The sequence below is a fragment of the Rummeliibacillus sp. BSL5 genome (assembly GCF_052928305.1).
Genome location: NZ_JAVGCV010000001.1, coordinates 1,838,216 through 1,863,221, shown reverse-complemented (window position 1 = coordinate 1,863,221; position 25,006 = coordinate 1,838,216). Strand labels below are relative to the sequence as shown.

The 25,006-nt window shown below is 35.6% G+C and carries 26 protein-coding genes, 1 tRNA gene and 2 other annotated features; of the genes, 21 read left to right on the top strand and 6 right to left on the bottom strand.

Annotated features, from left to right (window positions below; translation table 11 throughout):
- Nucleotides 1-100: 100 nt before the first annotated feature.
- Nucleotides 101-2,308 (top strand): glucosaminidase domain-containing protein, encoded by a 2,208-nt coding sequence (locus RCJ93_RS09210; protein ID WP_446738902.1) that lies wholly within the window; start codon nucleotides 101-103, stop codon nucleotides 2,306-2,308.
- 67 nt (nucleotides 2,309-2,375) lie between these two features.
- Here the strand turns inward: RCJ93_RS09210 and RCJ93_RS09205 are convergent, their stop codons facing one another.
- From RCJ93_RS09205 to thrS, 3 genes are all read right to left on the bottom strand, one after another.
- Complete coding sequence (locus RCJ93_RS09205) at nucleotides 2,376-2,861, bottom strand: tetratricopeptide repeat protein (protein WP_446738972.1); 486 nt, start codon at nucleotides 2,859-2,861, stop codon at nucleotides 2,376-2,378.
- A 252-nt stretch (nucleotides 2,862-3,113) separates the two neighbouring features.
- Complete coding sequence (locus RCJ93_RS09200) at nucleotides 3,114-4,064, bottom strand: nuclease-related domain-containing protein (RefSeq protein WP_190323355.1); 951 nt, start codon at nucleotides 4,062-4,064, stop codon at nucleotides 3,114-3,116.
- A 446-nt stretch (nucleotides 4,065-4,510) separates the two neighbouring features.
- Nucleotides 4,511-6,424 carry a threonine--tRNA ligase gene (gene thrS, locus RCJ93_RS09195; RefSeq protein ID WP_446738971.1) on the bottom strand — a complete coding sequence of 638 codons (1,914 nt, stop codon included), beginning with the start codon at nucleotides 6,422-6,424 and terminating at the stop codon, nucleotides 4,511-4,513.
- Between the two features lie 49 nt (nucleotides 6,425-6,473).
- Nucleotides 6,474-6,698 (bottom strand) — a binding site (T-box leader).
- 60 nt (nucleotides 6,699-6,758) lie between these two features.
- Nucleotides 6,759-6,982: a binding site (T-box leader), on the bottom strand.
- A 190-nt stretch (nucleotides 6,983-7,172) separates the two neighbouring features.
- Between thrS and RCJ93_RS09190 the strand changes: the two genes are divergently transcribed.
- From RCJ93_RS09190 to RCJ93_RS09140, 11 genes are all read left to right on the top strand, one after another.
- A complete protein-coding gene (locus RCJ93_RS09190; RefSeq protein WP_446738901.1) occupies nucleotides 7,173-8,168 on the top strand; it encodes an LLM class flavin-dependent oxidoreductase in 996 nt (331 codons plus the stop codon).
- A 197-nt stretch (nucleotides 8,169-8,365) separates the two neighbouring features.
- Complete coding sequence (locus tag RCJ93_RS09185) at nucleotides 8,366-9,322, top strand: S8 family peptidase (RefSeq protein WP_446738900.1); 957 nt, start codon at nucleotides 8,366-8,368, stop codon at nucleotides 9,320-9,322.
- Nucleotides 9,319-9,504: a hypothetical protein gene (locus RCJ93_RS09180; RefSeq protein WP_446738899.1), complete on the top strand. Its 186-nt coding sequence runs from the start codon at nucleotides 9,319-9,321 to the stop codon at nucleotides 9,502-9,504. The genes RCJ93_RS09185 and RCJ93_RS09180 overlap by 4 nt, the downstream gene beginning before the upstream one ends.
- Nucleotides 9,505-9,654: 150 nt before the next feature.
- Nucleotides 9,655-10,272 (top strand): sigma-70 family RNA polymerase sigma factor, encoded by a 618-nt coding sequence (locus RCJ93_RS09175; RefSeq protein ID WP_446738898.1) that lies wholly within the window; start codon nucleotides 9,655-9,657, stop codon nucleotides 10,270-10,272.
- Nucleotides 10,269-10,427 (top strand): YvrJ family protein, encoded by a 159-nt coding sequence (locus RCJ93_RS09170; protein ID WP_084246991.1) that lies wholly within the window; start codon nucleotides 10,269-10,271, stop codon nucleotides 10,425-10,427. The genes RCJ93_RS09175 and RCJ93_RS09170 overlap by 4 nt, the downstream gene beginning before the upstream one ends.
- Before the next feature lie 3 nt (nucleotides 10,428-10,430).
- Nucleotides 10,431-10,676, top strand: coding sequence for a hypothetical protein (locus RCJ93_RS09165; RefSeq protein WP_066791792.1), 246 nt, complete (start codon nucleotides 10,431-10,433; stop codon nucleotides 10,674-10,676).
- 57 nt (nucleotides 10,677-10,733) lie between these two features.
- A complete protein-coding gene (locus tag RCJ93_RS09160; protein WP_446738897.1) occupies nucleotides 10,734-10,979 on the top strand; it encodes a glutaredoxin family protein in 246 nt (81 codons plus the stop codon).
- A gap of 121 nt (nucleotides 10,980-11,100) precedes the next feature.
- Complete coding sequence (locus RCJ93_RS09155) at nucleotides 11,101-13,131, top strand: hypothetical protein (RefSeq protein ID WP_446738896.1); 2,031 nt, start codon at nucleotides 11,101-11,103, stop codon at nucleotides 13,129-13,131.
- A 144-nt stretch (nucleotides 13,132-13,275) separates the two neighbouring features.
- On the top strand, nucleotides 13,276-13,689 hold the full coding sequence (locus RCJ93_RS09150) for a hypothetical protein (protein WP_446738895.1): 414 nt from the start codon (nucleotides 13,276-13,278) through the stop codon (nucleotides 13,687-13,689).
- A gap of 85 nt (nucleotides 13,690-13,774) precedes the next feature.
- Nucleotides 13,775-14,620, top strand: coding sequence for an ABC transporter ATP-binding protein (locus RCJ93_RS09145; protein ID WP_446738894.1), 846 nt, complete (start codon nucleotides 13,775-13,777; stop codon nucleotides 14,618-14,620).
- Nucleotides 14,621-15,326: 706 nt separating this feature from the next.
- Nucleotides 15,327-16,085, top strand: coding sequence for a hypothetical protein (locus RCJ93_RS09140; protein ID WP_446738893.1), 759 nt, complete (start codon nucleotides 15,327-15,329; stop codon nucleotides 16,083-16,085).
- Nucleotides 16,086-16,285: 200 nt separating this feature from the next.
- Here the strand turns inward: RCJ93_RS09140 and RCJ93_RS09135 are convergent, their stop codons facing one another.
- Nucleotides 16,286-16,735 carry a hypothetical protein gene (locus tag RCJ93_RS09135; protein ID WP_446738892.1) on the bottom strand — a complete coding sequence of 150 codons (450 nt, stop codon included), beginning with the start codon at nucleotides 16,733-16,735 and terminating at the stop codon, nucleotides 16,286-16,288.
- Between the two features lie 243 nt (nucleotides 16,736-16,978).
- Here RCJ93_RS09135 and RCJ93_RS09130 point away from each other — a divergent pair.
- Nucleotides 16,979-17,050: transfer RNA gene (locus RCJ93_RS09130), tRNA-Cys, on the top strand.
- A gap of 207 nt (nucleotides 17,051-17,257) precedes the next feature.
- On the opposite strand, the gene RCJ93_RS09125 is transcribed toward RCJ93_RS09130, so the two are convergent.
- Nucleotides 17,258-17,650: a hypothetical protein gene (locus RCJ93_RS09125; protein WP_446738891.1), complete on the bottom strand. Its 393-nt coding sequence runs from the start codon at nucleotides 17,648-17,650 to the stop codon at nucleotides 17,258-17,260.
- 340 nt (nucleotides 17,651-17,990) lie between these two features.
- Here RCJ93_RS09125 and RCJ93_RS09120 point away from each other — a divergent pair, with 340 nt between their 5' ends.
- The 8 genes from RCJ93_RS09120 (at nucleotide 17,991) to RCJ93_RS09085 (ending at nucleotide 23,746) form a co-directional block, all read left to right on the top strand.
- Nucleotides 17,991-18,518, top strand: coding sequence for a YceI family protein (locus tag RCJ93_RS09120; protein ID WP_446738890.1), 528 nt, complete (start codon nucleotides 17,991-17,993; stop codon nucleotides 18,516-18,518).
- Nucleotides 18,519-18,646: 128 nt separating this feature from the next.
- Nucleotides 18,647-19,630, top strand: coding sequence for a ring-cleaving dioxygenase (locus RCJ93_RS09115; RefSeq protein ID WP_446738889.1), 984 nt, complete (start codon nucleotides 18,647-18,649; stop codon nucleotides 19,628-19,630).
- A gap of 12 nt (nucleotides 19,631-19,642) precedes the next feature.
- On the top strand, nucleotides 19,643-20,236 hold the full coding sequence (locus RCJ93_RS09110) for an NADPH-dependent FMN reductase (protein ID WP_066791803.1): 594 nt from the start codon (nucleotides 19,643-19,645) through the stop codon (nucleotides 20,234-20,236).
- A gap of 137 nt (nucleotides 20,237-20,373) precedes the next feature.
- Nucleotides 20,374-20,994 carry a nitroreductase family protein gene (locus RCJ93_RS09105; protein WP_446738888.1) on the top strand — a complete coding sequence of 207 codons (621 nt, stop codon included), beginning with the start codon at nucleotides 20,374-20,376 and terminating at the stop codon, nucleotides 20,992-20,994.
- A gap of 21 nt (nucleotides 20,995-21,015) precedes the next feature.
- Nucleotides 21,016-21,954, top strand: a complete 939-nt coding sequence (locus RCJ93_RS09100) for a ring-cleaving dioxygenase (RefSeq protein ID WP_446738887.1) — start codon at nucleotides 21,016-21,018, stop codon at nucleotides 21,952-21,954.
- Between the two features lie 23 nt (nucleotides 21,955-21,977).
- Nucleotides 21,978-22,586 (top strand): flavin reductase family protein, encoded by a 609-nt coding sequence (locus tag RCJ93_RS09095; protein ID WP_446738886.1) that lies wholly within the window; start codon nucleotides 21,978-21,980, stop codon nucleotides 22,584-22,586.
- Between the two features lie 36 nt (nucleotides 22,587-22,622).
- On the top strand, nucleotides 22,623-23,228 hold the full coding sequence (locus RCJ93_RS09090; RefSeq protein ID WP_446738885.1) for an alpha/beta hydrolase: 606 nt from the start codon (nucleotides 22,623-22,625) through the stop codon (nucleotides 23,226-23,228).
- 362 nt (nucleotides 23,229-23,590) lie between these two features.
- The gene (locus tag RCJ93_RS09085) at nucleotides 23,591-23,746 is read left to right on the top strand and encodes a hypothetical protein (RefSeq protein WP_158512616.1); all 156 of its coding nucleotides are present in this window, start codon (nucleotides 23,591-23,593) and stop codon (nucleotides 23,744-23,746) included.
- Nucleotides 23,747-23,876: 130 nt separating this feature from the next.
- On the opposite strand, the gene RCJ93_RS09080 is transcribed toward RCJ93_RS09085, so the two are convergent.
- Nucleotides 23,877-24,362: a sigma-70 family RNA polymerase sigma factor gene (locus RCJ93_RS09080; RefSeq protein ID WP_446738884.1), complete on the bottom strand. Its 486-nt coding sequence runs from the start codon at nucleotides 24,360-24,362 to the stop codon at nucleotides 23,877-23,879.
- Between the last annotated feature and the right edge of the window lie 644 nt (nucleotides 24,363-25,006).

Sequence of the window (25,006 nt, the reverse complement as noted above, 5' to 3'; positions counted from 1 at the left end):
ATCTCGTTTTTATTTTGACACAATCTACTATCTATTAAATTCACAAAAATCATGATATAGTTAGTAAAAATCCATGATTTTACTAGAAAGGAAGTTTTATATGCCGAATCCCAAAACATTAGCTGCTTCGATGATTTCTGCAGCTATCCTTGCAACGACTGTTACAACGGCCATTCCTACTATTCAAGCGGATGCTAAAACGACTGTCAAAGCAAAAGTAAAACAAGGCAAAACAAGCCGACTTGGCAGAATTAAAACAGCGAAAGCCATTATCTATCCATCACCAACAGCTACAAAGGGGACAACAAGCGCTAAGCAGCTGCACCTGACATTTTATATAAATAAGAAAGCCATCTACAAAGATACAGCGTACTTTTTAATAAGTAATTACAAAGATCCGAGCAAACCAACTGTTGGGTGGGTTAAATCGAAAGATATTACTACGAGAACTCATACTATTGCTAAAAATAGCACAACTAAACGTTATGTGAAAGGAAATGGCAAAGCGTATACAAGACCTTGGGGAGACGAGCGTAATGTTATGTTTACAACTCTCACCAAAGACAAAAATACACTGTTCCAACCAAAAACAACCGAAAAAGTTGGCAATGACGTATGGTACAGTGGCAAATTAAATGGCCAAACGGTCTGGCTTAAATACAATCAGGTTACTACAACAAAACCATCAACAAGTGAACCAAAACCTGAAACACCAAAGCCAACCGAACCACCTAAAACAGAAGAACCAACCAAACCAACTGAACCAACTAAACCAGTCGAGCCGCCAAAGGAAGATCCTTCTTTTGAAACAACTGCTGTTGAAAAAATCGGCTCTTTAAAAAGTACGGCTAAAATCTATCAAGATCCAACTAAGTTAGTAGATGCCGAACTAGGAAGCAGCTATAGCAAGGAAAACTTCTATGTATATAAGAAGACAACTATCAAAAGTAAAACCTACTACCAAATTAGCCGCGATTCAAAACCAATCGGCTGGGTAGAAGAAGGCCAACTGAATCTGAAAAACATCACCTCATCAAGCACAACAAATCTAAAGTTATACCTGACTGGCTTCGGCTCAGCATATAATATCTCTGATGGAGATACAAATAACGTTGTCTATGAGAAACTTGATGCCTACCGTGCGAAAGCTTTCACTGCTAAAAAGGTAGAAGTGGTAAACGGCAAAACGTACTACCAAGGATCGATCGGCGGTAAAACAGTTTGGATCAATCTTGAACAAGCAGGCAATAACTATATAGCAGAAAACTTGCGCAAAACATCAAACATCACACAGAGTGAAATGCAAAATTACTTAATTAAGAAAAAAGGTGCTGCGATCACTTCCGCTACTCTTTACAAAATGATTCCGGCTTTCTTGGAAATTCAAAAAGAGTATGGCATTAACGCACAATTTATGTTTGCGCATGCTATCGTTGAGACAGGGTGGGGAAGCTCGCAAATCTCTCAATACAAAAACAACTTCTTTGGCTATCAAGCATATGATTCTGCGCCATTTACATGTGCGCTATACTTCCCTTCAGGAAAAGAAGGTCTTGCTTATTATGCAGAAAAAATTTACCAAAATTATTTGAGAGTTGGCGGCGTCTATAATAATGGTGTTAATGTGGCGGGCATGAATGTTCGCTACGCGACAGATAAAAACTGGGGACGCACCATTACACGCATTATGGAAGAAATGAAGCCATACAACTCTAGCTATTATGCTGCACAGCCAATCAGCACAATAGTACCGGCGCCAGTGAATAAAACATACGATCATATTATTCCTGCCAATATGCCACAGCCAAGTATCTTTAAAACATTTGATAAAGGCATTAAGGCAACAACGAATGCATCGACGAAAGTTTATTCAATGCCGTATGCACAGCCAACACGTCAACTTGGCACATTAGCAAGTGGCAAGAGCATTACGCTGCTTGGCCATAATTCAGATGTGAAGGACATTAAAGACAGTAACGGCAAATTTAAAGCGCGCTGGTTCCGCATTCAATATACAGATGCTAACGGACAAGCTACAGACCAGGCATGGGTAAGCAGCGAAAGCCTCGATATCCTAAACCTAGCTGTTACGAACGGAGACGGCTGCAACGTCCGCGACAAACCAACAACAAAAGATTCAAAAATCTTAACTAAATTAAATGACGAAACGTATTTCAAACTCGTCTTAGACAGCAAAAACAAACCAGTCACTGAAAAAGACGAAAGCAACACAACATGGTATCAGCTTTACATTCCAGGCACTACAACCAAAGCTTGGATTAGCTCTACTATTATCACGAAGTTTTAGAGAAAACTCCGCCTATAAACAGGCGGAGTTTTTTTATGTTTTAAAATGCTAAAAGGATGGCAATTGTTTACTTCCAAATCCGATCTAATTGGCCAGCATATAATTCAATAGCTTTTTTGTAACTAAGAATTTCTTTATCATTAGTCGTCTGTATTAAACACTTTAATAATATCTCCATTGCCTGGCTATGTTCATTTAAATTATATAGCGTCATAGAATAGAAAGTTTTGAGTACCTGACTAGTTAGGAAAGCTTCGATTCCCTGTAGAAAGACATCTTTGGATTTTTCATATTCTCCTAAGGTTCTATAGGAGCTGCCTAAGCCTATGTATGCTTCTTCTAAATTCTTTGAAGGTAACCCCAACTGAATAGCTTTTTCATAGTAAGGAATAGCATTCACTTCGTCACCTAAAAGGTCAAAACTCCAAGCGCATTGATAGCTTAAGACAGCATCGTCAGGATATGTCATTACGAGTTTTAAAAGAAGTTCATTAGATGCTTTATACTCTCCACTTTTTCTTAAATCTAATGCTTTATTCAAATCAGTTTCCATTTGACCCTCCGAATAATTTGGCTTCATTCTCTTGATTAGTATTATATAGCAATTCAGAAAGTTAACACATTTAAAATTTACTGCCGTTGCCTGCAATTTTACAACCGCTGCTAAAGCTTTTACAGACGCTCCCATCCGATTTACCACCGCTCTTCATTAGTTAACTCACGAAATTGAGCAATTTAAGTCCTAAGCTGCTCCTAAATAGAGGTAGTATTTCGAGCAAAATCAAATTAGCAACGCGCAAGAAGATCATTGATAAGTAGGTATATAGCGCGCATCTTTATACTTACCTATCTTCTGAAGCTTCATCTGACTTAATAAGCGGTAGGCTTGCCGAGAATTCGCTAAGCCTAAATATTGATAGCATTCCAAACTTGAAATAGAGGGATCAATCAATGAAAAATAGTCATAGATAGCCTGGACATGAGCATCGCGACTTGTGTGATGGCAATAGGGACAGTACCAATGCATATTTATTCTTCGCATTTGCAATTTACGGCAGTTAGGACAAGCTACACCGTTCAAAACGTCCTTTCTAGAAAGGTTATACCTCTGCAATAATGGATAAGGATTATAATCAGTATGCTGTTTCAATAAGGATTGGACGAGTTTTTCTAGCTGCAGGGGTGACAATGGCTCTTTTTGTACCGGTATATTTCGAATATAGGGTTTAATATCATTTTTCAAAAGAATAGTATTAGCTGATGAAGTTAGTTCAATGTAGCTTGAGGAAAAAGGAAAAACTATCGCGCCGTAAATGGGGAGATTGATATAATTGTGTAAAAAGAATACTTGAAGTTGGTGGGTGTATTCTTCCAGTTGGGGTTCTGGACTAGGAAATGCATGTGTTTCACCTGTTGATAAATGGCGCACCAATTGTCGAGGATTTTGTCTTAATTCTATCGTTCCTTTGATATTCTTTACCTCAAACACAACTGCAAAATTTGTAGTTAACAGCAAAATATCTATTTGTATTTTAGATTCCAATACAAGAGATAAGTTATGAAATACATAATACTTTTCAGGTGAATGCAACTGACCAAGAGTATCAACTATAATTTTCTCTCCTAAATCGCCAGCTTCTATATTTCTCCATTGCCTCTCCAATTCCTGTTTCAAAGGATGAGTCGCTGATAACCGATCACTCAGTTTTCGCAAGGAATCTAAATAATGGGTGGGTGCAAAAGGTTTAATCAACATAAAAATCACTCCCAAACTCAATTGTTTAAACGAGTATATAATATGAAGAAACCTGTGTAAAATGGCTGACAATATTACAAACATCAAATAAATATACACAAAAGAAAAGCATACTTGTAAAATATAGTGAATGCTAAATTATGGCCAACTATTGCAGTTGAAAATTTATTATGCAAATATCGACTAATAGCCACAATGCCTAGCTTCAATGCTTACCATCGTTCTCTGTTGATTTACCATCACTGAGGACACATTTACTACCGTTCATACTCATTTAACAACCGCCCTCTAGAAGTTTACTCCCCAAAAAGTACAATTTAAGTCCCGAAGATACTCGCCCGTTCAGCAATCATGGGATCGCTTTGGAAAAGAAATGGCTGTCATTAAAAATATAAATAAGTAAATTAACAAGGGGAGGACCAATATTAGGTTCTCCCTTGTTTGTTTTAAATGCTGCGTTCATTTATTTGCTTTACAATATTCTTTTTAAAATCCTTAAACGGCATACTGATTGATTGTTTTTCGCCGTGCTTTCGAACATTTACTGCGTTTTCTTTTAACTCTTCTTCACCAAGCACAATAATATAAGGAATCTTTTGCATCTGTGCTCTTCTTATTTTATAGCCTAATTTTTCTTCGTCTTCATCAATTTTAACTCGTACTCCTAATTGTCTTAGCTGAGATTGGATTTTTAAGCAATAATCTAGGTGCACCTGAGAAACGGGGACAATTTGTACCTGTGTAGGAGCGAGCCAAACAGGGAAGGCTCCTGCAAAATGTTCAATTAAAATGCCTAAGAAACGATCGATGGAACCGAATACTGCGCGATGAATGACCACCGGACGAGCTTTTTCATTTTGTTTGTCTATATATGTTAAATCAAACTTCTCTGGTAGCTGGAAGTCGAGCTGTACTGTAGCACATTGATGGCTGCGTTGAATGGCATCTTTAATGTGAATATCAATTTTGGGACCATAAAACGCACCATCACCCTCATTGATTTTGTAAGGGTACCCCAAGTTATTTAGTACGTTTTCTAAAGCTGTTTCAGCACGATTCCAAAGTTCCTCGCTTCCCATTGAATCTTCTGGGCGTGTTGATAATTCTATTTCGTATTCAAACCCGAATACTTTATACACATGGTCGATGATCTTTAATGCAAGAGTAATTTCGTCTTCAATCTGTTCTGGTGTAACGAAAATATGAGCATCGTCCTGGCAAAATGATCTAACGCGTAATAATCCATTTAAAGCACCGCTGAATTCATGTCGATGAACTTGCCCGAATTCCGCCATGCGAATAGGCAAATCACGATAGGAATGTCGTTCATTTTTGAAAATGAGCATATGTCCAGGACAGTTCATCGGTTTTAAGGCAAAGCTTTGTTCATCAACCTGTGTAAAGTACATGTTTTCTTTGTAGTGATCCCAGTGACCGGATTGCTCCCACAATCTCTGATTCATCATGAGTGGAGTCCGCACCTCTTTATAATCATACTCAGCCTGTAAATTTCGTAAAAAGGACTCGAGCTCATTCCGTATAATCTGGCCATTTGCCAAATAGAAAGGCATGCCGGGTGCTTCCTCTGAGAACATGAATAACTCAAGCTCTTTTCCAAGTTTACGGTGATTTCGCTTTTCTGCTTCTTCTAGAAAGACGAAATAGTCACGTAGCTCATCCTTTGTTGCAAAAGCGACACCATAGATGCGTTGAAGCATTTTATTATTACTATCGCCTCGCCAATATGCCCCAGACACTTTTGTTAATTTAAAATGCTGGATCTTACCTGTAGAAGGTATATGGGGACCCCGGCATAAATCATAAAAGTCACCCTGTTCATAAACAGTAACTGTTTCATCCTGTGGAATGTCTTCTAACAACTCAAGTTTTAATGGATCATGCGCAAATAATTGCTTAGCTTTCTCGCGTGAAACTTCCTTTCGATTTATCTGCACGTTTTCATTAATGATTTGTTTCATGACCTTTTCTATTTGAGGTAAATCACTTGGAGTGATAGGGGAATCCAGCTCCACATCATAATAAAAACCATCTTCAATGACAGGACCAATTCCAAAATGAATAGAAGGATATATGCGTTTTAATGCGTGCGCCAATAAGTGGGCTGTTGAATGGCGAACCACTGCTATTCCTTCTTTTGAAGCTGCATCATATAAGGAAATCTGTGCATCTTCTGTAATCGGACGTGCTACATCTGTAGGTATCCCATTTACATAACCGACAATTGTCTTTTTAGAAAGACTGGGGCTAATGGAGTTGGCAATATCTGTTAGTGTTAGGCCTCGTTCGTATTGCTGTTGTTTGCCATCTGGAAATTGAATTTGTATAAATTGATCATTCATCATGTTAAACACTCCTATTTTTATAATAAAAAAACACACGCATCCCTAAACAAGGGACGAGTGTGTTGTTAACCCGTGGTTCCACCCAACTTTCCATACGCTAAAGAATAGCCTATGGCTCTGATGCTGTAACGTAGCATAGACGGTATTGGATACTACATTCCCCAATACAGCTCAAAGGTGGTAAATTATTTTCCTAAGCTAGGAAGATTTCAGCAAAACTTCCCTCTCTGTAAACCGTAAAAATAATTCCTGTCCTTATCATCGCTTTTGAATTTTTCATGCCAATCAATGGAATCCTCCGTTAAATACAAAAAAACGCACGCATCCCTAATAAAGGGACGAGTACGTTTTAACCCGTGGTTCCACCCAACTTCCCATAAGTTAGAAAACAACTTATGGCTTTGGTGCTGTAACGTAGCATAGACGGTACCGGATACTAGATTCCCCGATACAGCTCAAAGGTGGTAAATTACTCTCCTGCGTTAGGAAGATTTCAGCAAAACTTCCCTCTCTGTAAACCGTAAAAGTGATTCATGTCCTTATCAGTGCTTCTTTAGAATTAAAATTATTATATATATTATGATAAGTAGAACTATTTAGCAACACCTATTTTAATTATGAACAATTTATTATCTTAACCTCCTCACCAATCCAATCATTTTACATCCCCTTAAACTTCCGCTAGCATTATGACGTATAAATATCACATTTACACAGATAGATGAAAAAAGGAAGGATGAGTAACATGAGACTCTCTATTCTAGATCAAGCGCCGATTCCAAAAGGGGCTAAACCGGCACAGGCTTTAAAAAACAGCGAAACATTGGCGATTCTTGGCGAAGAGCTAGGCTATCACCGTATGTGGATGGCAGAGCATCATAACGGGCAATCGCTTGCAAGCTCTGCGCCTGAAGTAACAGCGGCTCACTTGGCTGCTAAAACAAACCGTATTCGTATCGGCACAGGCGGCATCATGATGATGCATTACTCACCATTAAAAGTAGCGGAAGTGTTCAAAACATTAAGCGCACTGTCACCTGGCCGCATCGACTTTGGCGTTGGACGCGCACCAGGCGGGGATACTTATGCTATTTATGCGATGGCAAAAGGTAAACGACCTGAGATGACGGATCAATATAAAGAAATTGAAACAACACTTAAGTTGATGAACGATCAAAAATCAGGCATCTCTGTCTACGATTCAGTCGTGGCGACACCAGCGCGCGTAGAACTTCCTGAAGCATGGTTATTAGGCTCGACTGGTAATAGTGCCGTACGAGCAGGTCGCATGGGAATGGGTTACTCCTTTGCTCAATTCTTCAATGGTGGAATGACGAGAGAAATCTTCGACACATATCGCGCTAATTTCGAGCCTTCATACTTTATGGAAACACCAGAAATTTTGGTGACATATGCGACAACTGTAGCGGAAACAAAAGAAGAAGCAGAATTCTTAGCAATGCCGATTGATATTTCTAGACTACAGCTGATGCAAGGCAACTTAATCCAAACCTTGTCACCAGAAGAAGCAAAAGACTATCCATTGACTGAAATGGACAAAATGATGATTGAAGAAAATCGCAAATTGCATCTAGTCGGAACACCGAAGGAAGTAGGCGATATTATTCGCCGAGATCAAGAGCAATATGGATTTGACGAAGCGATGTTCAATTGTAACCAATTCAGCATCGAAAGCCGAAAACAAAGCTACACACTATTAGCAAAAGAATTATTGGATTAATTTATATCCACAGCAGAAGCAGGGCAAATATGAATAAAAAAAGAAACCAGAAGCGCTGATTAAGTCAGTTCTTCTGGTTTTTTTGTGTTTAAGTAATCTATAAATGCTCTAATTATTAAAATTACTGGATAAAAAGGTTGTAGAATACTTTAATCATATTTCTTTATTCTACAAAAGCTAATAAAAGGAGTCTTTCTATGGAAGATACAGAAGTTAAATTAATACCGGATGAAGCATTAGTTTCTATGAGTAATATGGAAGAAGTTATCCCAACGAACATTCTAGAAATAGGTGCTCAAACAAAATGGAAAAGGGGGTTTTCTGGGCAAGAGGTAGTCATTGCTGTTATAGATACGGGTTGTGATAGTAGTCACCCAGATTTATCTGAAGCGATAATTGATGGCTATAATTTTACGACTGAGCATTATGGGAATCCTGAAAATTATAATGATACGAACGGTCACGGCACCCATGCAGCAGGTGTGATAGCAGCTGCGCAAAATAATAAAGGAGTTATAGGTATATCATTCAAATCCAAATTATTAATTTTAAAAGTACTAAATTCTGTTGGCGGTGGATCTATTGATAATCTAATTAAGTCTCTTGACTATGCTTCAAATTGGCGTGGACCAAATAATGAAAGAGTTAGAATCATATCTCTATCACTTGGTACAAAGCAATCTTCGACGGAGCTCCACAACGCTGTAAAGAGAGCGATAAATAATGGAATATCAGTTGTAGTAGCTTCAGGAAATGATGGTGATGGAGAATTTAGTACGAATGAATATCGATATCCAGGAGCTTATGAAGAAGTGATTGAGGTTGGGGCAATTGATCAGAATCAAAAAATAGCACATTTCTCAAATACAAATGAGTATGTTGATCTCTATGCTCCTGGAGTTAATGTGTATTCAACATTTCTAAATCAACAATATGCGATTTTATCAGGTACTTCAATGGCTGTACCACATGTAGCAGGAGCGTTAGGTTTACTGATTGAAGAGCATGAATATAAACAAAATAAAAGGTTAAGTGAACAAGAAATTTATGACATTCTAATGCTACATACAGAGAATAGAGAATTAAATAATTATAATATAAATATTTTATCTTTATCTAAAAAACCTTTTAAAAGAAAGGAGGAAATCAGATGAATGATTCCTTAACAATTAAAGAATTGTTTGTTAAATGCTATTGTGAATCTAGGAAAACACAAGCATACTTAACTCAGTGCTTGGATAAATGCCCAGAAGAGCAGAGAGAATACTTAATAGAGCTTGTAGAAAAAACAGCCTCAACCTCTAAAAAAATAAAAGAATTTTACGAAAAGCATTAGATTTTATTGTAAAAAATGGTATAATTAAAAAGTAAATATTCAGACAAAAAGTAGAATAAACCTATTTATGACTATACATTGCTAGTCATTTTTTTACAACCAAAAATAGAACATACATTCTCTTTTTGCGTAGGTGTGGAGGTAATTATTATGGAATTTAACATGACAGAAGGATATTGTACGGATGCCCTTCAAAAGTTCAAGTTGGATAATGAGGAGTTTTTAAAAAATAATATTGTTCTTTCCTTTCTTAAAAATAAGGACCATGAGGATTTATTTGTTACTGCTATATGTAATCCAACTATTGAAAATGAGAAAAAATTAGACAATGCCTTTAGGAAGTTTTATTTTCATATTCGGTTTATTTCTTTTATCTCAACAGCTATATATTTTAATGCAGTCAATTTTGATAAAAAACATAGAAAGATTCAACAACGACACCCTCTAACTGTTGATAGACCTTTAGGAAATGATGAAGATGGCACCTTTAAAGATTTAATTACTGATGAAAAAGCGCAAATTCATATTGATCATATTATACAAAAAGAAAGTATTTTGGATTATCTCGAAGATCCACAGTTATGCTCAGCGGTTGAGAAGTTAACGGAAAAGCAAAAGGAAATAATCAATTTAGCATTCGTAAACGGACTCTCAGACACCCAAATTGGGAAGATACTGAACAAATCTCAGCAATCTGTTTCTAAGACTAGAAAAAAAGCAATTCAGAATATAATACAGTCTTTTAAAGGAGGGAAAAATAGCAAATGACAGAAATCCCTGAATGGATTGTTATTTTAGGGAACTTTGGGTTTCCTATAGCCATAACAATGTACTTATTCGTTCGTTTTGAAAAGAAAATAGAAAATTTAGAAGCAGCTATAACAGAACTAGGACAAGTTATTAAAGAAACAAGGAGGAATTAATAGATGACAGTATTCTTATATGAGTTAGTAAAAGAATCACAAGAAAGCAAACATGCAATGCAATCATTAATTGATTTATTTGAACCTAAATTAAAAAAATCTCTTTCGCTTACAAGCTATGAAAATCGAGAAGATTTAGCACAAGAATTAAAATATACACTTATTAAATATATTCATGGATATCAAGTAGAGGAAACACCGGGGTTTTATGATTTGAAAAGAAAAATAGAAAATAAAAGAGCTATGTGAAGAGCTGTAAATTACATGTAATCATAATTTCTATAATAAAACGGAGGGAAATTTTGTATGGAAATCATTGTCTATACTCAACCAAATTGTATATATTGCGAAAATCTCGTAAGCTTTCTTGAAGAAAAGAAAGTGAATTATAAAGAGATAAATATCCATAAAAGTATTGAAGTGTACGAAGAATTCAGTCAACTAGGAGGGAGAGCTACACCTTATATCATTAAAAAAATTAATAATATAATTGTTTCAAAGATTGTAGGGTTTAATAAAAAAGAGATAATAACTGAACTTAATATTTCTTAATTTATATTTTAGCAGGTAGAAAATTTATTTCTATCTGCTTTTTTCTATATTAAAGGGTTGTTATTTCATCAACGTTTTCCTCTTTATTAATTATTATGCTGTGTTAGAAAGGATGAGAAGATTGAAGGTTTTAAAAGTATTAACAGTATTAACAGCTAGTAATTTAAAGATGCATAAGTATTTATTGTTAATAGGGTTAGTTAGTTTATTACTTTATGGGGGACTCATTGAATATACATTGCTATATAAAGCGAAAGATCCAGGTAATGCTTTACAATTTTCAAGCTTTTTAATCCAGTCGGGTATGTTGTTTTTTCTGTTGATAGGATATCAATTAGCCACTAAGAATCTAACAAGCTCGCTATATCAAGTAGCAAATAAAGAAATGAGAAAATTACATTGTATTAATATATCCTTTTTATTTATTTTATCCTTACTGTTTGTTTTAACTTTTATCATAAGTACTAACATTTATTATCACTGTATAGACCCTACTAACTCTTTTGTAAAAGAGAGTTCACTGTTCTTTTTGTATTATTGGTGGTTGCCTTTTATTATAAGTGCCCTTATAGGCTATATTTTTGGATTGAGTTTCTCTAGCAAAATAGTTTACGTGTGCATATTTATTGTTTGGGCACTTCTCTCACCTACAAATCTAAACTTTTTAAATAATTTGCTTGTTAACTCACAATTAATAGAGGTAGCCAATTGGCTACAAAATATAAATTTAGGTGTATCTAAAGTTGATGAGTTATATAATTCATTATTTAGCTTTGAATTTGATTGGTATAAAAAAGGCATGTTATTGCTCACCTTAATTTTAATTGTTATTTTACAGATTATCTTTTTGAAAAAATGGAGATTTCAGCAATTCAGTATTATCTTAGTGTTTGTTTTATTGTTGTGTTACAGCTCTATTCCATATCATTATTCAAAAAAACAATTACAAGATATACCTACTCTAGCAAAGGAATACGAATATTATAGAAATTTAGAAAGCACCCCAAAACAAAAATACTTTGATTATAGAATTGATAAAGTTAATTTGAGTATACAAAACACAAACTTATTTTCCGTAACGGCAAAACTTCAAATTTCTAATGTAAAAGATCCTAACATAGCTTTTACTTTATATAAGGGCTTTAAAATAAAGAATATTTCTTTAGATAATGGTAAACCGGTAAAATATTATCAAACCGGTGATTATATATACGTGAATCTTTCTGAAATTAACAAGAAAAAAATAAATACATTGAAATTTACTTATTCGGGCAATGGCTCTCTGAGAAATCCATCAATTGGGGATGTCGTTTATCTCCCTCATAATTTTACTTGGATTCCTAGTAATCAAAGAATGCCTACCCACTATTTATTTAATCAGGGAGTTACAGCTGCTGCGATTAACAATTCGCCTAATATAGAGTATAGCCTGATACTCCGGGATAACCAGAGACGTTATTTTACGAATTTACGATATCAGGGGAAAGGGAGATACTATGGTGTAGCTAAAGGTGTTACTTTAATTACCGGAAAACTGACGGATAAACATGATAATAATATGGAAGTGGTTTATCCTAGCTCTTGGTTCCCTTATAAAGAAGAGTTTAAACAGTATGTTACTCAATACAAAGAAGACCTACAAAGATACAATCGTCTTTTAAAAACAAAAAACAAAATACCCCAGAGAATTATATTGCTCCCTACTATGGATCCCTTGGTTTCTGGCATAAATCCACACTCTATTGGGGATGGAACTAATCTTATTATCCATATGGATCCCAGTAAATTTACAAGAGTGATACCTATTGAACAGGGGATTCCCTTTCAGATAGACAGTGCTTTTAATGAATACAATAGCTTAACTGAAAAACAAAGAATAAATTGGCTAATTTTTAATAGTTTTGTAGGCTTCAAAATCAGTAACAAGTCTCATGCAGCAGAGTCATTATTTTATTTTTACCTTGAATCCATTCATAGTGCTTTGACATCAAATGAACAAAAAATATTAAAGGATCTAATAAATCTTAGAGAGCGACTTTCAAATGAATTCTTAAAAAAGTGGAAATATCTTATATGCGATAATGAAGAAGATGACTGGAAACAAATCCGGTCTTTAATCAAAGAGAGCTTACTAAAAGAGAGAAAATCCTAAAGGATTTTCTCTTTTTTATATTAGTCCTAAAATATACATCAATTTTAAAAATAAGGTTGTAATAATAGCTCTATCCCTTTCTTTATATAATGTCAGCTGATACAAATTAATGCATTAATTTAAAAATGATGAGGAGGAATAGGTATGACAATGGTTTTAGAAAAGTTAAATGTCAAAAAGATTATTATGTCAGGGGTACTTTTAATGAGTATGCTTATGGGGATCAATGCATTTGCGGCAATGGATAAATATTCAACTGCTAAATTAAACTTTGCTAGTAAAGCAATTGGCGACAACGTAAATATTTGGGATGGAAAAGCAAAGGTTACTGCAAAAAATGATACTGCAGGTTCTGAACCAACCTTTAGTGCAACAATTAAAAAATCTGTTACATTGCTACCAGATCCAACAACTTGGAATAAGAATATGTTTTCTAGAGGAAGTTTTTCTTCTACAGTTTCTATTTCTGAAGCATCCACCTATTATGCCCAAGCTTCAACACTTTCACCTTTAGGTATGGGAAATGTACAAGTGCAATCACTAGACACTAGTTGGTAAAACATTAAAACAAGATGGACCATTAATTTAATTAATGGTCCATTTGTTTAGTATATAAGAATCTTAAAATAATAGGAGGTTCCTAATGATAAAAATAAGTAATTTATCTAAAACGATAAGAAGGAAAGTAATACTAGATAATATTAATGCAGAATTAAGCGGGATTACAGGAATAATTGGTCCGAACGGTGCTGGCAAAACAACTCTTATGGAGATTATTGCTTCTGTTCAGAAAGCGGATAGCAAATCAATAATTACTTATAACAATAATAATCAGAAAGTGAAAATTGGCTATTTACCTCAAAACTTTAATATCTATCCTAACTTGACTGTAATCCAAGTCATTGAATTAATAGCATCTTTAAAAAAATCTTACCATAAAGTCTATATTGAACAGTTAATAGATCAAATGAATTTAGAACTTTATCGAGATGTTAAATTAAAAAAACTATCAGGGGGAACTTTACAAAGAGTTGGTATTGTTCAGGCCCTCTTAAATAAACCGGATTATTTAATAATCGATGAACCTACTACAGGTTTAGATATTATTGAAGCAATTAAACTAAGGGAGTCTTTGCTGAGTCTGAAAGATGAGGTGGAGATTATAATATCTTCCCATATTCCAGAAGATATAGCATCGATATGTGATAATTTGCTCGTAATTAAAGAAGGTAAAAAAATATATGACGGGGATATTAATCAACTAATCTCAAAAACATCTAATACAACCTACGAAGGCATTATAAATAGGTCGGAATTGAATAGCGCAAACTCGATGGGAAGGTTAGTTCGGGTCGAACCATTGGATAGTAATCAAGTAAAGGTTAGATTGGTTACCAATAATCCATTAAATAATAATTGCTTTAATAGAGTAGAAGCAGACTTTTTAAGTGGTTACATAAATTTATTGGAAGGGGATTATAATGTCTAAAATTATCAGGATAAAGTCAATATCAGTCCAATCTTTATTAAGTATCATCGCTATAATGTTTTTGATTTTTTTCATCGTGATAATGGCTGATATTTTTAAGAGTGCAAATACTATCTTTCTTTTAATTCAAATTGTTTTTGTTCCCCTTTTTAGTATTTTTGTGCTTTTTCTTTTTTATGATCTTTTTGGGACAAGACATACTTCTTTTCTTCTAACAATTTACGATGATTTGGTACAAAGTATTTTTTTCATTTATTTCGGCCTATATAGTATTTTATTATTAATACTTTGCCTTTCATTAAAGACTATTTATGAGGATTTCAATGTATTAGTAGGCTTCTCTTTACTGTTATCTCAAATACTGTTGTTTAGCAGTATATTTTTGTTTCTTTTTATGATTATATCTGACATTAGTATTACCATATCTTTAATGGCTCTTTATCTATCAATAGAATTAGCAACATTTGGTGCTAACCGATTATTATATCATGCATTTTATTTTAATTTACACACTCCAATGAGTTTTTCTACTGTAATCAATATATTTATCATCAATCTTACATTAGGCTTGATAAGTTTTAGACTCTGTAAATCTATCGTTACTTTTGATTAAACTGAAATTTCATCCTGTGGTTGTAAATTAGACGTATTCCTTTTCTTTATATATTGTCAGCTGGCAAATTAAAAATAAAAGGAGGTCCAACAAATGGAAGTTGGATATCATTTAAACCAAGAAGAGATTACAGCTTTAATAAGCAGCTTTAAACAGAAACAAAAGTTTCAAAATTTAATGAGGGAAATTAAAAGATACAGTGAATTAGATTTCGATACAGAAAAAGCGGAAGTGATTCAAGCCTTAAAATTTGATACGACAAAAGGGGAGCAAGTAATCACTGCTAAAGCACTGGTACTGCAATTTAGTGATAAAGTTAACATTCGGTATATTACACGATACTTAAATGGAGATCTTGAAACAACGAATGATTTTTTTGTAGGAACACTTAATCATAACAGCATTGAAGAACCAGAAAAAATTCTACAAACAGTTATGAGGGCAAGTGATGACAATGTTGTTTCTGTTATCAAAAATGAATTTGATGAAGAAGCAGTAGAGATGTCGGCAGAAGCAAATGAAAAATTTGAAGAAGAATTTAACTACGATGAAAATTATGAGCCAGGTCAATTAGTCGGACAAGTTGATGCTCAGAGTCCAATTAAAGGTTGTATTGCAGGCGGCTATATTTATTGTGGTGATTCATGTGGAGGATACCCTGCATGTAAGAGTACAAAAAGTGGAGTAAATGGTCTGGATAACTGCTGTAAAACACATGATTGTTGCTACAACACCTATGGCGTAGGTTACCCGCATTGCTATTGCGATCAACAATTATGTGATTGCGCCCAAGCTGCTCCTTTTGCCAAGGCTAAGATACTCGTTGAGTCAGCATTCTGCTTTGTATGCTAGTATTCAAAGAATCTATAATGTTAATAAGTCGATGAAACGGTAAATAAAAATGGTTCTATACATCAATTTTGATGTTAGGAACCATTTTTTTATTTGCTCAAGCATACAAAATCAGAGATAACGGCATTGTATATTATTCGTACAATGTTTTATATTCAATGTAGGAGATGAATTTCAGTATAAGGATAGTATTTGATATTTTATTGAATAATGATTTCCCCCACATATTGAGCCTTTCCTTTATCTGAATTAAGATTAACTTCAATCAAATATTCGCCTTTTTCTTTTGGTACACTAAATGTTTGTTCATTTTTGACCTCTAAATCAATCTTTTGTTGGTTCTTTGAAAGTACGATACTTATACCGTCGGGATCAAAATGGCCGTCTTCAATCAAAAAGTCAACTTGTTGGCCACTCTTAAGTTTTATTGGTTCTTGTTTCTGGGCCAAGGAATTAATATCGTCCGTTTTTTTATTATATTTTTTATCATAATCCCATTTAACATTTGCTTTTGCTAATTCTGTCTCTTCACTAATGTTGTTGGGATCTACTAGTGAAACAGTTGGGGGAGAGAAATCGTAATTTTCGCCAAAACAACCTGTTAATAAAAGGGCAAGACATAAGCCTATAGCCCATTTTAATATCCTCATTATTGATTTTACACTCCTTTAAGTTTGAAAGTTACATTTATTATAACATTCTAACTACAAATCCCATAACACCCTTATTAAAACAAATTTGAATTCCTTATTTAGAAGGTTTCTACATAATGAATAGCTGATTGCAGAGTATGTATAGTTTGATGGTAATGGGTGATCCATTTCTTTATGTTTCTTAAAATTATGGTTGTGAATAAGGTGATATGCGTTTCTTTATATAAGGTAAGTAAGAATGGTGATATAGCCAAGAGGTAAGGCGAAGGTCTGCAAAACCTTTACACCACGGTTCGATTCCGTGTATCACCTTTATGAATAAATCCTATAATTTCAAGAAGATTTTATGAGTGTCAAATATTAATGAAAAAGGCGGTCCTGTCCTTCAGGGCTGCTTTTTTTGAATTCAACTTGAAGATTGTTCTAATCAAAAAGCCTTTATAATATAAATAAAAAGCCGCATGTAATCAAACTTTTTACAGTTGATTACATACGGTTTTTAAAAAATTTTATGCCTTCTTAGAGGTAAGTTATACCATAAAGAGTACCTCTCCCGGTTGTTGGGTAGGAATCGCTCGCCCTTCCCACTCTTAAAGCGTAAGTGTCACCAGTAATACTAAATTCTCCAGTATTTAATGTAGCTCCCGGTTTTACTGTCCAAGATTTCACAACTTTCATTGCAAACTTATACGATAGTATGGAAACTTTGAGATCATTATTTCCTGTATTTGTAGCGGTAACTTTTGCGACGCCACCTAGAATATCAATACGTGCACTCTGCATATAACCAGCTAAAGGACTGTCATAGTTAACTGAAACACTGTTTGTCTCTTTTGGAAGTCCTTGAGCGGATACTTCTTTATTGATTTCCTCTTTATTAAATTGATCGTAATCTTTTTTCATACTCTTCATCCTCCTGAAATTTTTTGAATTACATGTAATAAAGAAGGCTAAGGGGGAAGATTTACAACCTTGATTCGGAATTTATAAAATCAATCTAGAATCGAATAAGTACCGTGAAAATCAATTTCTCACTATATTTATTCCTATACAAAGGTTGCTGCGGGGTTTAAATTTTGCTGAATTTAATTAATCAAAAAAATTTTTTAAAACAGTATTGACAAGAGTTTGATTTCATGAGAAGATTATCTCGAATTAAAGATATTTGTTTTAAGTCTATTATTTTTTAATATATATCTCGATTTCGAGACAGTTAGTATTTTCAGATTATAAACATTGGAGGAGATTTAAAATGGCAAAATGGACAGTAGATCAATCACATTCAACAGTAGGTTTTGAAGTGAAACACATGATGGTTTCAAAAGTAAGAGGACTATTTGATTCTTATACTGCAGATGTAGAAGCAGCAGATTTAACAGATTTAACAACAGCAACAATCGCATTCAAATTTGATGTAGCAAGCATTAACACAAACAGCGAAGATCGCGACAATCATTTGAAATCAGCAGATTTCTTCGATGCAGAAAACAACCCAACTATTGACTTTACATCTACAAATATCGTAAAAGACGGCGATGACTACAAAGTGACTGGTGATTTAACAATCAAAGGCGTAACAAAACCAGTAACATTTGATGTTGAATACGGCGGTAAAGGTACAAACCCATGGGGCGTAGAAGTGTACGGATTCGAAGCAGAAACAAAAATTAACCGCGAAGAATTCGACTTAACTTGGAACGCAGCACTAGAAACAGGTGGCGTACTAGTAGGTAAAGACATCAAAATCAAAGTAGAATTAGAAATTAACCCAGCTGCATAATAAAAGCTTGTGTATGATGCTGAATTTAGTTGATATAAGTTCAGCATCATATTCCAAACAAAAGCTCAAAAGTATTTTTTTAAAAACGATATCTCGAATTCGAGATAATTAAATGGGAGGGGTATTTCATGGACGCACTTAAAGGACTACATCACGTTACAGCTATAACAAGCAGTGCAGAAAAAATATATGATTTCTTCACTTACGTATTAGGTCTTCGATTAGTGAAAAAAACAGTGAACCAAGATGATATCCAAACCTATCATTTGTACTTCACAGATGATGTCGGTAGCCCCGGAACAGATATGACATTCTTTGATTTTCCAGGCATTCCAAAAGGGGTGCATGGCACAAATGAGATTTCTAAAACATCTTTCCGAGTTCCAAATGATGAGGCATTAGCATATTGGGTGAAACGCTTTGATAAAGTTGAAGTGAGACATACAGGAATCCAAGAGCAGTTTGGCAAAAAGACTTTATCATTTGTCGATTTTGATGATCAGAATTATCAGCTCATATCAGATGAGTTGAACGCGGGAGTGCCAGCAGGGACACCTTGGCAAAACGGACCGGTGCCACTTGAATATGCGATTACCGGATTAGGACCTATTTTTGTCCGGACTTCTTTCGCTGACTACTTCAAACAACTGTTAGAGGAAGTATTCTTCATGAAAGAAGTCGCTAAAGAAGGCTCATTCAAACTATTTGAAATGGGTGAAGGGGGCAACGGGGCTCAAGTAATCGTGGAAATGAACACCGTGCTTCCGCAAGCTCGACAAGGCTATGGCACAGTCCATCACACAGCATTCCGTGTGAATGACCGGGCTGACTTGGATGCTTGGCAACAACGTTTAGAGTTATATAAACTGCCAAACACCGGCTATGTAGAACGCTACTATTTTGGTTCTCTTTATACAAATGCTGCCCCTTCCATTTTATTTGAATTAGCAACAGATGGTCCTGGCTTTATGGGGGATGAACCATATGAAACGCTTGGCGAAAATCTATCATTGCCGCCATTCTTTGAGCCAAAACGCGAAGAAATCGAAAAAATCGTAAGACCTATTGATACAGTGCGCAGTACTCGCACATTTGAAAAGGAATATTTATAGGGAAGTGAAATCATGGGATTTATGTCTAAATTATTTGGTACAAAACAAGAGGAGGAAGAAACAATGACAAAAGTAAATATCGGTATTATTTTAGGATCAACTCGTGAAGGACGTGTAAGTCCACAAGTAGGCGCGTGGGTAAAAGAAATCGCAGACAAACGCGGCGATGCAAATTACACAATCATTGATATTGCAGATTACAAATTGCCACTACTAGGTGAAGCAGGCGGAGATGCTTCAGGCGCAGCTGCATGGTCAGAAGCAATTGCAGCACAAGATGGTTTTGTATTCATCGTTCAAGAATACAATCATTCGATTACTGGTTCACTTAAAAATGCACTAGACTACCTTCGCGAAGAATGGAACAACAAAGCAGCTGGTATCGTATCATACGGTTCAGTTGGCGGTGCTCGTGCAGCAGAACATCTGCGTGGCATCTTAGGTGAATTGCTTGTAGCGGATGTTCGTGTACACCCAGCGCTATCATTGTTCACAGATTTCGAAAACGGTACAGACTTTAAACCAAAAGCTGTTCAAGAAGAATCAGTGAATCAAATGTTAGATCAAGTCGTTCCTTGGTCAAAAGCATTGTTCACTATTCGTTAATCTTTCTTTCATTCATATACATGCGTAGCGACTTGCGCATGTATATGTACATCATGAAAATTGAGCAAATCGCATCAAACAAGTTGATGGATGTGCTCAGTCGTTATGAAAAAAGGGATAGATAAGGGGATATAGAGATGACAGAATTCACGCAGTTGGTAAAAGAAAGACGATCGGCAAGCAACTTTCTTCCGAATTATGAAATTTCACAGGAAGAGTTGGATGAAATATTTGGACTAGTAAAGCTTGGACCCTCAGCTTTCAACCTTCAACACACGCATTATATAGTCGTGACAGACCCAGATGTGAAAGAAGAAATAAGAAAGGCCGCTAATGGGCAGTATAAGGTTCATAGTGCGTCAGCTGTCATCTTGGTATTGGGCGATAAAGAAGCCTATAAAAAAGCAGCCGAAATCAATGAAGGCTTATTAATGCTAGGTATATTAAATAAACAAGAATATGATTTTGCAGTAGAAGGTACTGTTGATCTGTATGAGACAAGAGGACCATCATTCCAAAGAGATGAAGCCATCCGAAATGCTTCCTTATCTTCTATGCTGTTTATGCTGGCAGCTAAGGAAAAAGGGTGGGATACTTGCCCGATGATTGGATTCGAAGAGGATAAAGTAAAAGACATCCTGAATATCAGTGATCAATATGAGGTAGCGTTAATGATTACACTAGGAAAAGAAAAAGTAGCGAGCAGACAACCACGAGGCTATCGCAAGCCTGTGAATGAGTTCGTCACCATCGTTTAATAAAGAATTGGAGTGAGTAAAATGAGCAAAAAAACAATGGGTATTCATCACATTACAGCCATTGTAGGCCACCCACAAGAAAACGTAGATTTTTATGCAGGTGTATTAGGATTACGTTTAGTGAAAAAAACAGTCAACTTTGATGATCCAGCTACTTACCATCTTTATTTTGGGAACGATGGCGGAAAACCAGGCACTATCATTACCTTCTTCCCTTGGGCAAATGCGCAACAAGGCGAGATTGGTGACGGCCAAGTTGGGGTAACAGCATATGCTATTCCACAGGGTTCTTTGGCATTTTGGAAACAAAGATTGGCTAAATTTAATGTACAATATACAGTGATGGAACGCTTTGGCGAAGAAGTTCTAGCATTTGATGATCCGCATGGCTTGCACTTAGAGCTAGTTGAAAGAGAAGCAGGGGAAACAAATACATGGACAACCGGAGAGATCACACCGCAATTTGCGATTAAAGGATTCGCCGGAGCTACTCTTTATTCCACAAATCCAAGCGAGACAGCTAAATTAGTCGAAGAAATCATGGGGCTTGAAGTAGTAGGACAAGAGGGAGACTATATTCGTTTCCGTTCTTGCGCTGATATCGGGAATGTTATCGACCTGAAACTAACAACAAATGGCCGTGGAATTATGGGTGTCGGAACAGTTCATCACATTGCATGGCGTGCTACTGATAACGAGGACCAATTAGATTGGCAAAAATATATCTCACAACACGGGTATGGCGTAACACCGGTTCGTGATAGGAATTATTTCAATGCTATCTACTTCAGAGAACATGGCGAAATCCTGTTTGAAATTGCGACAGATCCTCCAGGATTCGCACATGATGAGTCACCAGAAACAATGGGTGAAAAATTAATGCTACCTGAGCAGTTTGAACCTTATAGAGGGGGAATGGAACGGAGATTAATTCCGATTGAAGTGAGAGAGCTAGATTAAATCATATAAAAGGAATGATGGCGATGCGATCGATTGACCCAGAAACAATGGCTGAAAGAGAAAATTATAAATTTTTGACAGGAAGCATTATCCCTAGGCCGGTTGCATTTGTTACAACCCGTACGCAAGATGGAGTTCTGAACGGAGCTCCATTTAGCTACTTTAATATCGTTTCATCTAATCCGCCTATGATTTCCCTATCGATTCAAAGATCAAACGGGAAAATGAAGGACACAGCTCGAAATATCTTGGATTCCAACGAGTTTGTTGTTCATATTGTGGATGAACACAATGTAGATAAGATTAATAGTACTGCAGCTAGCCTGCCACCCGAACAAAGTGAAGTAGAGCTAGCAAACTTAACTCCTGTGGAAAGTACAAAGATTGCTGTACCGGGCATTAAAGAATCAAAGGTCCGAATGGAATGTGTACTGGAGCAGGCTTTAGAGTTAGGTGGCACAGATGAGCCTGGCTGTGACCTGATTATTGGTAAAGTCGTTCAATTTCATATAGAAGAGGCTATTTATGAAAAGGGAAGAATTGATCCTAGAGGATTAGCGGCCATTAGCAGATTGGCAGGTCAATCCTATGCTAAAATTGGTGAGATGTTTGAAATAGAAAGACCGAAATAGCTTTAGTTATGAGAGAACACAAGAGGAGGTTACAACATGAAGCACATTTTTAATAAGGGGACCAACCCAAATAAACCAACATTTTTAATGCTCCATGGCACCGGTGGGAACGAACTTGATTTGCTGCCATTAGCAGGAGTCATAGATGATGAAGCCAATGTATTAAGCGTTAGAGGGAATGTCTTAGAACAAGGCATGCCAAGATTCTTCCGCCGATTATCTGAAGGAGTGTTTGATGAAGAAGATTTAATCTTCCGTACGAATGAACTTAATGAGTTTCTGAACGAAGCAGCGGAAAAATACGGCTTCGATCGAGATAACATCATTGCGATTGGTTACTCAAACGGAGCCAATATCGCAGCCAGTCTGCTATTTCACTACCAACATGCATTAAAAGGAGCCATCCTGTTACACCCAATGGTGCCGAGAAGAAGCATCGCTTTACCAGACCTAGCAGGAAAATCTGTATTTATTGGTGCCGGAACAAACGACCCGATCTGCTCTCCTGAAGAGACGAAAGAATTACAACAGCTACTGCAACAAGCTAGTGCGAGCGTTGAACTTCATTGGGAAAATAGAGGTCACCAGTTAACAATGGGTGAAGTGGAAAGTGCTAAGGAATGGTATTTGAAGTTAGGTTAGAATCCTATTTATATAGTCTTTAGCTTCATTAAATGAACGAGTTTCATTTAGTGGGGTTAAAGGCTTTTTTTCATGCGCTTATTAAATTGAAAAAGGGACAAATCTGAAATTTACTGTCGTTCCTACGAGAAATACAACCGCTCACGAGGCGTTTACTAACACTCTCATCTAATTTACTGCCGCTAAGAAGAAATTTACTCACGAAAAAAGACAAATTAAGTCCCCGTTTTCTATCCGTTAGCAAAACTCACAGATTTTGCTACCAATGATTAAACTCCAACAAAAATCTTCTCAAAAAAGTTTACCTATACAAAACAACGGGTATCTCCTCTCTATGAACAAAATCCAAAGGAGGAAGACAGATGTCACAAGAAGAAATGCAAATGAAGTTCAAAGAAATCCTATTATACGGTTACCAAAGAGGAAATGAAGAGGGTACACTCTCTGCTTCAGATTTAGTACAAGAGCTAGCGGATAAAATGAAGGACGTTCTATGGGTCGCAAATACGCAAGGGTAATGATAACAAGTATAACTTCAAGCAACTTTTCAAAAATTCGCCAATTGCACTTATACCAAAAACTCCCTATAAACAGATCAACATAAAAGGCACCCTTAACAAACTCGTCAAAGGTGCCTTTTTTCATGCCTTAAATCTTAACGGTATTATTTTCCCGTACACGTTTGATTATCCGACCTCGGCGCCTTTTTAGCGCTACGATACTAGTACCATATTTCACCGAAAGTTCTTCATAGGAGAATCCTCTAATATAGTAATCTATGAGAAATTGCTGATCTTGTTCCTCTAGAATATTCAATAAACCTTCCAATTTACTAGCAATTTCATTGTCCAACTCCATAGGTAAGTGTATCTCCAGCTGGGAGTCTTCTTCAGGCTTATAGTGCGTCTCATAGCGGATCTCTCGTTTCAATTCATCTAGTATACTGCCATGAATGCACCTATAAGCATAGGGGGTAAAATCGCCTTGTCTGCTGTCGTATTTTTGCCACGCCTGCCAAAGAGCAATGCGAGCAGTTTGGCGATAATGCTCATGATTTTTGTAGATTTTACATTTACGGATGGCAGCTGAAATCATGGGCTCGAATCTTGTCAGTATTTCTTCAAAATGATACATATTTGATTTCTCAATTCTCATTGTGCACAACGAATTATTCCTAGGTGAGTTCAGAATAGAATGTTTTCAGAAAGAGGTACAAAAGCTATTCTGTCGAATAATCGCGCCAAAAAGGTCGTTTGCTGGTTCCAAACGATTCAAATGGAAGCCGTAAACGACAAAAATGAACTTTTTTAAGTTTGTGAGAAGAAAAATAGAGAAATCATTTTCTTACTTTATAAATTAAATTATTCTTCCATTACCATAATAAAAATTTATCAAAATAATAGAAGGATAATCGTAAAATTGTTTTATAAAAATAAGAATTGTATGAATTATTCTTTCTAAAATAAAAGCGGAATTGTTTAGTGGAAATGAGAATCTTTTTGAGTTGCAGAGCATAATGTAGCAGGGTGGCCAGATTGAGGAAACTTATAAAATGGTTGAAATAGGGTAAGGAAGCAGGAAATCATGACGTATATAAAAATAAAGGTCAATCACCAAAAATTTCTATACGATAGAATAATATTTTAATAGGGAGAGTGTTTATAAATATGATTAGGTATATCTAAAGTAAGGAATGATATAGAGATATAATATTTGTACCAGACAAATGTTATATATATAAAGGAAGTTACTCATAAAAGACTAACCCATTTTATCTA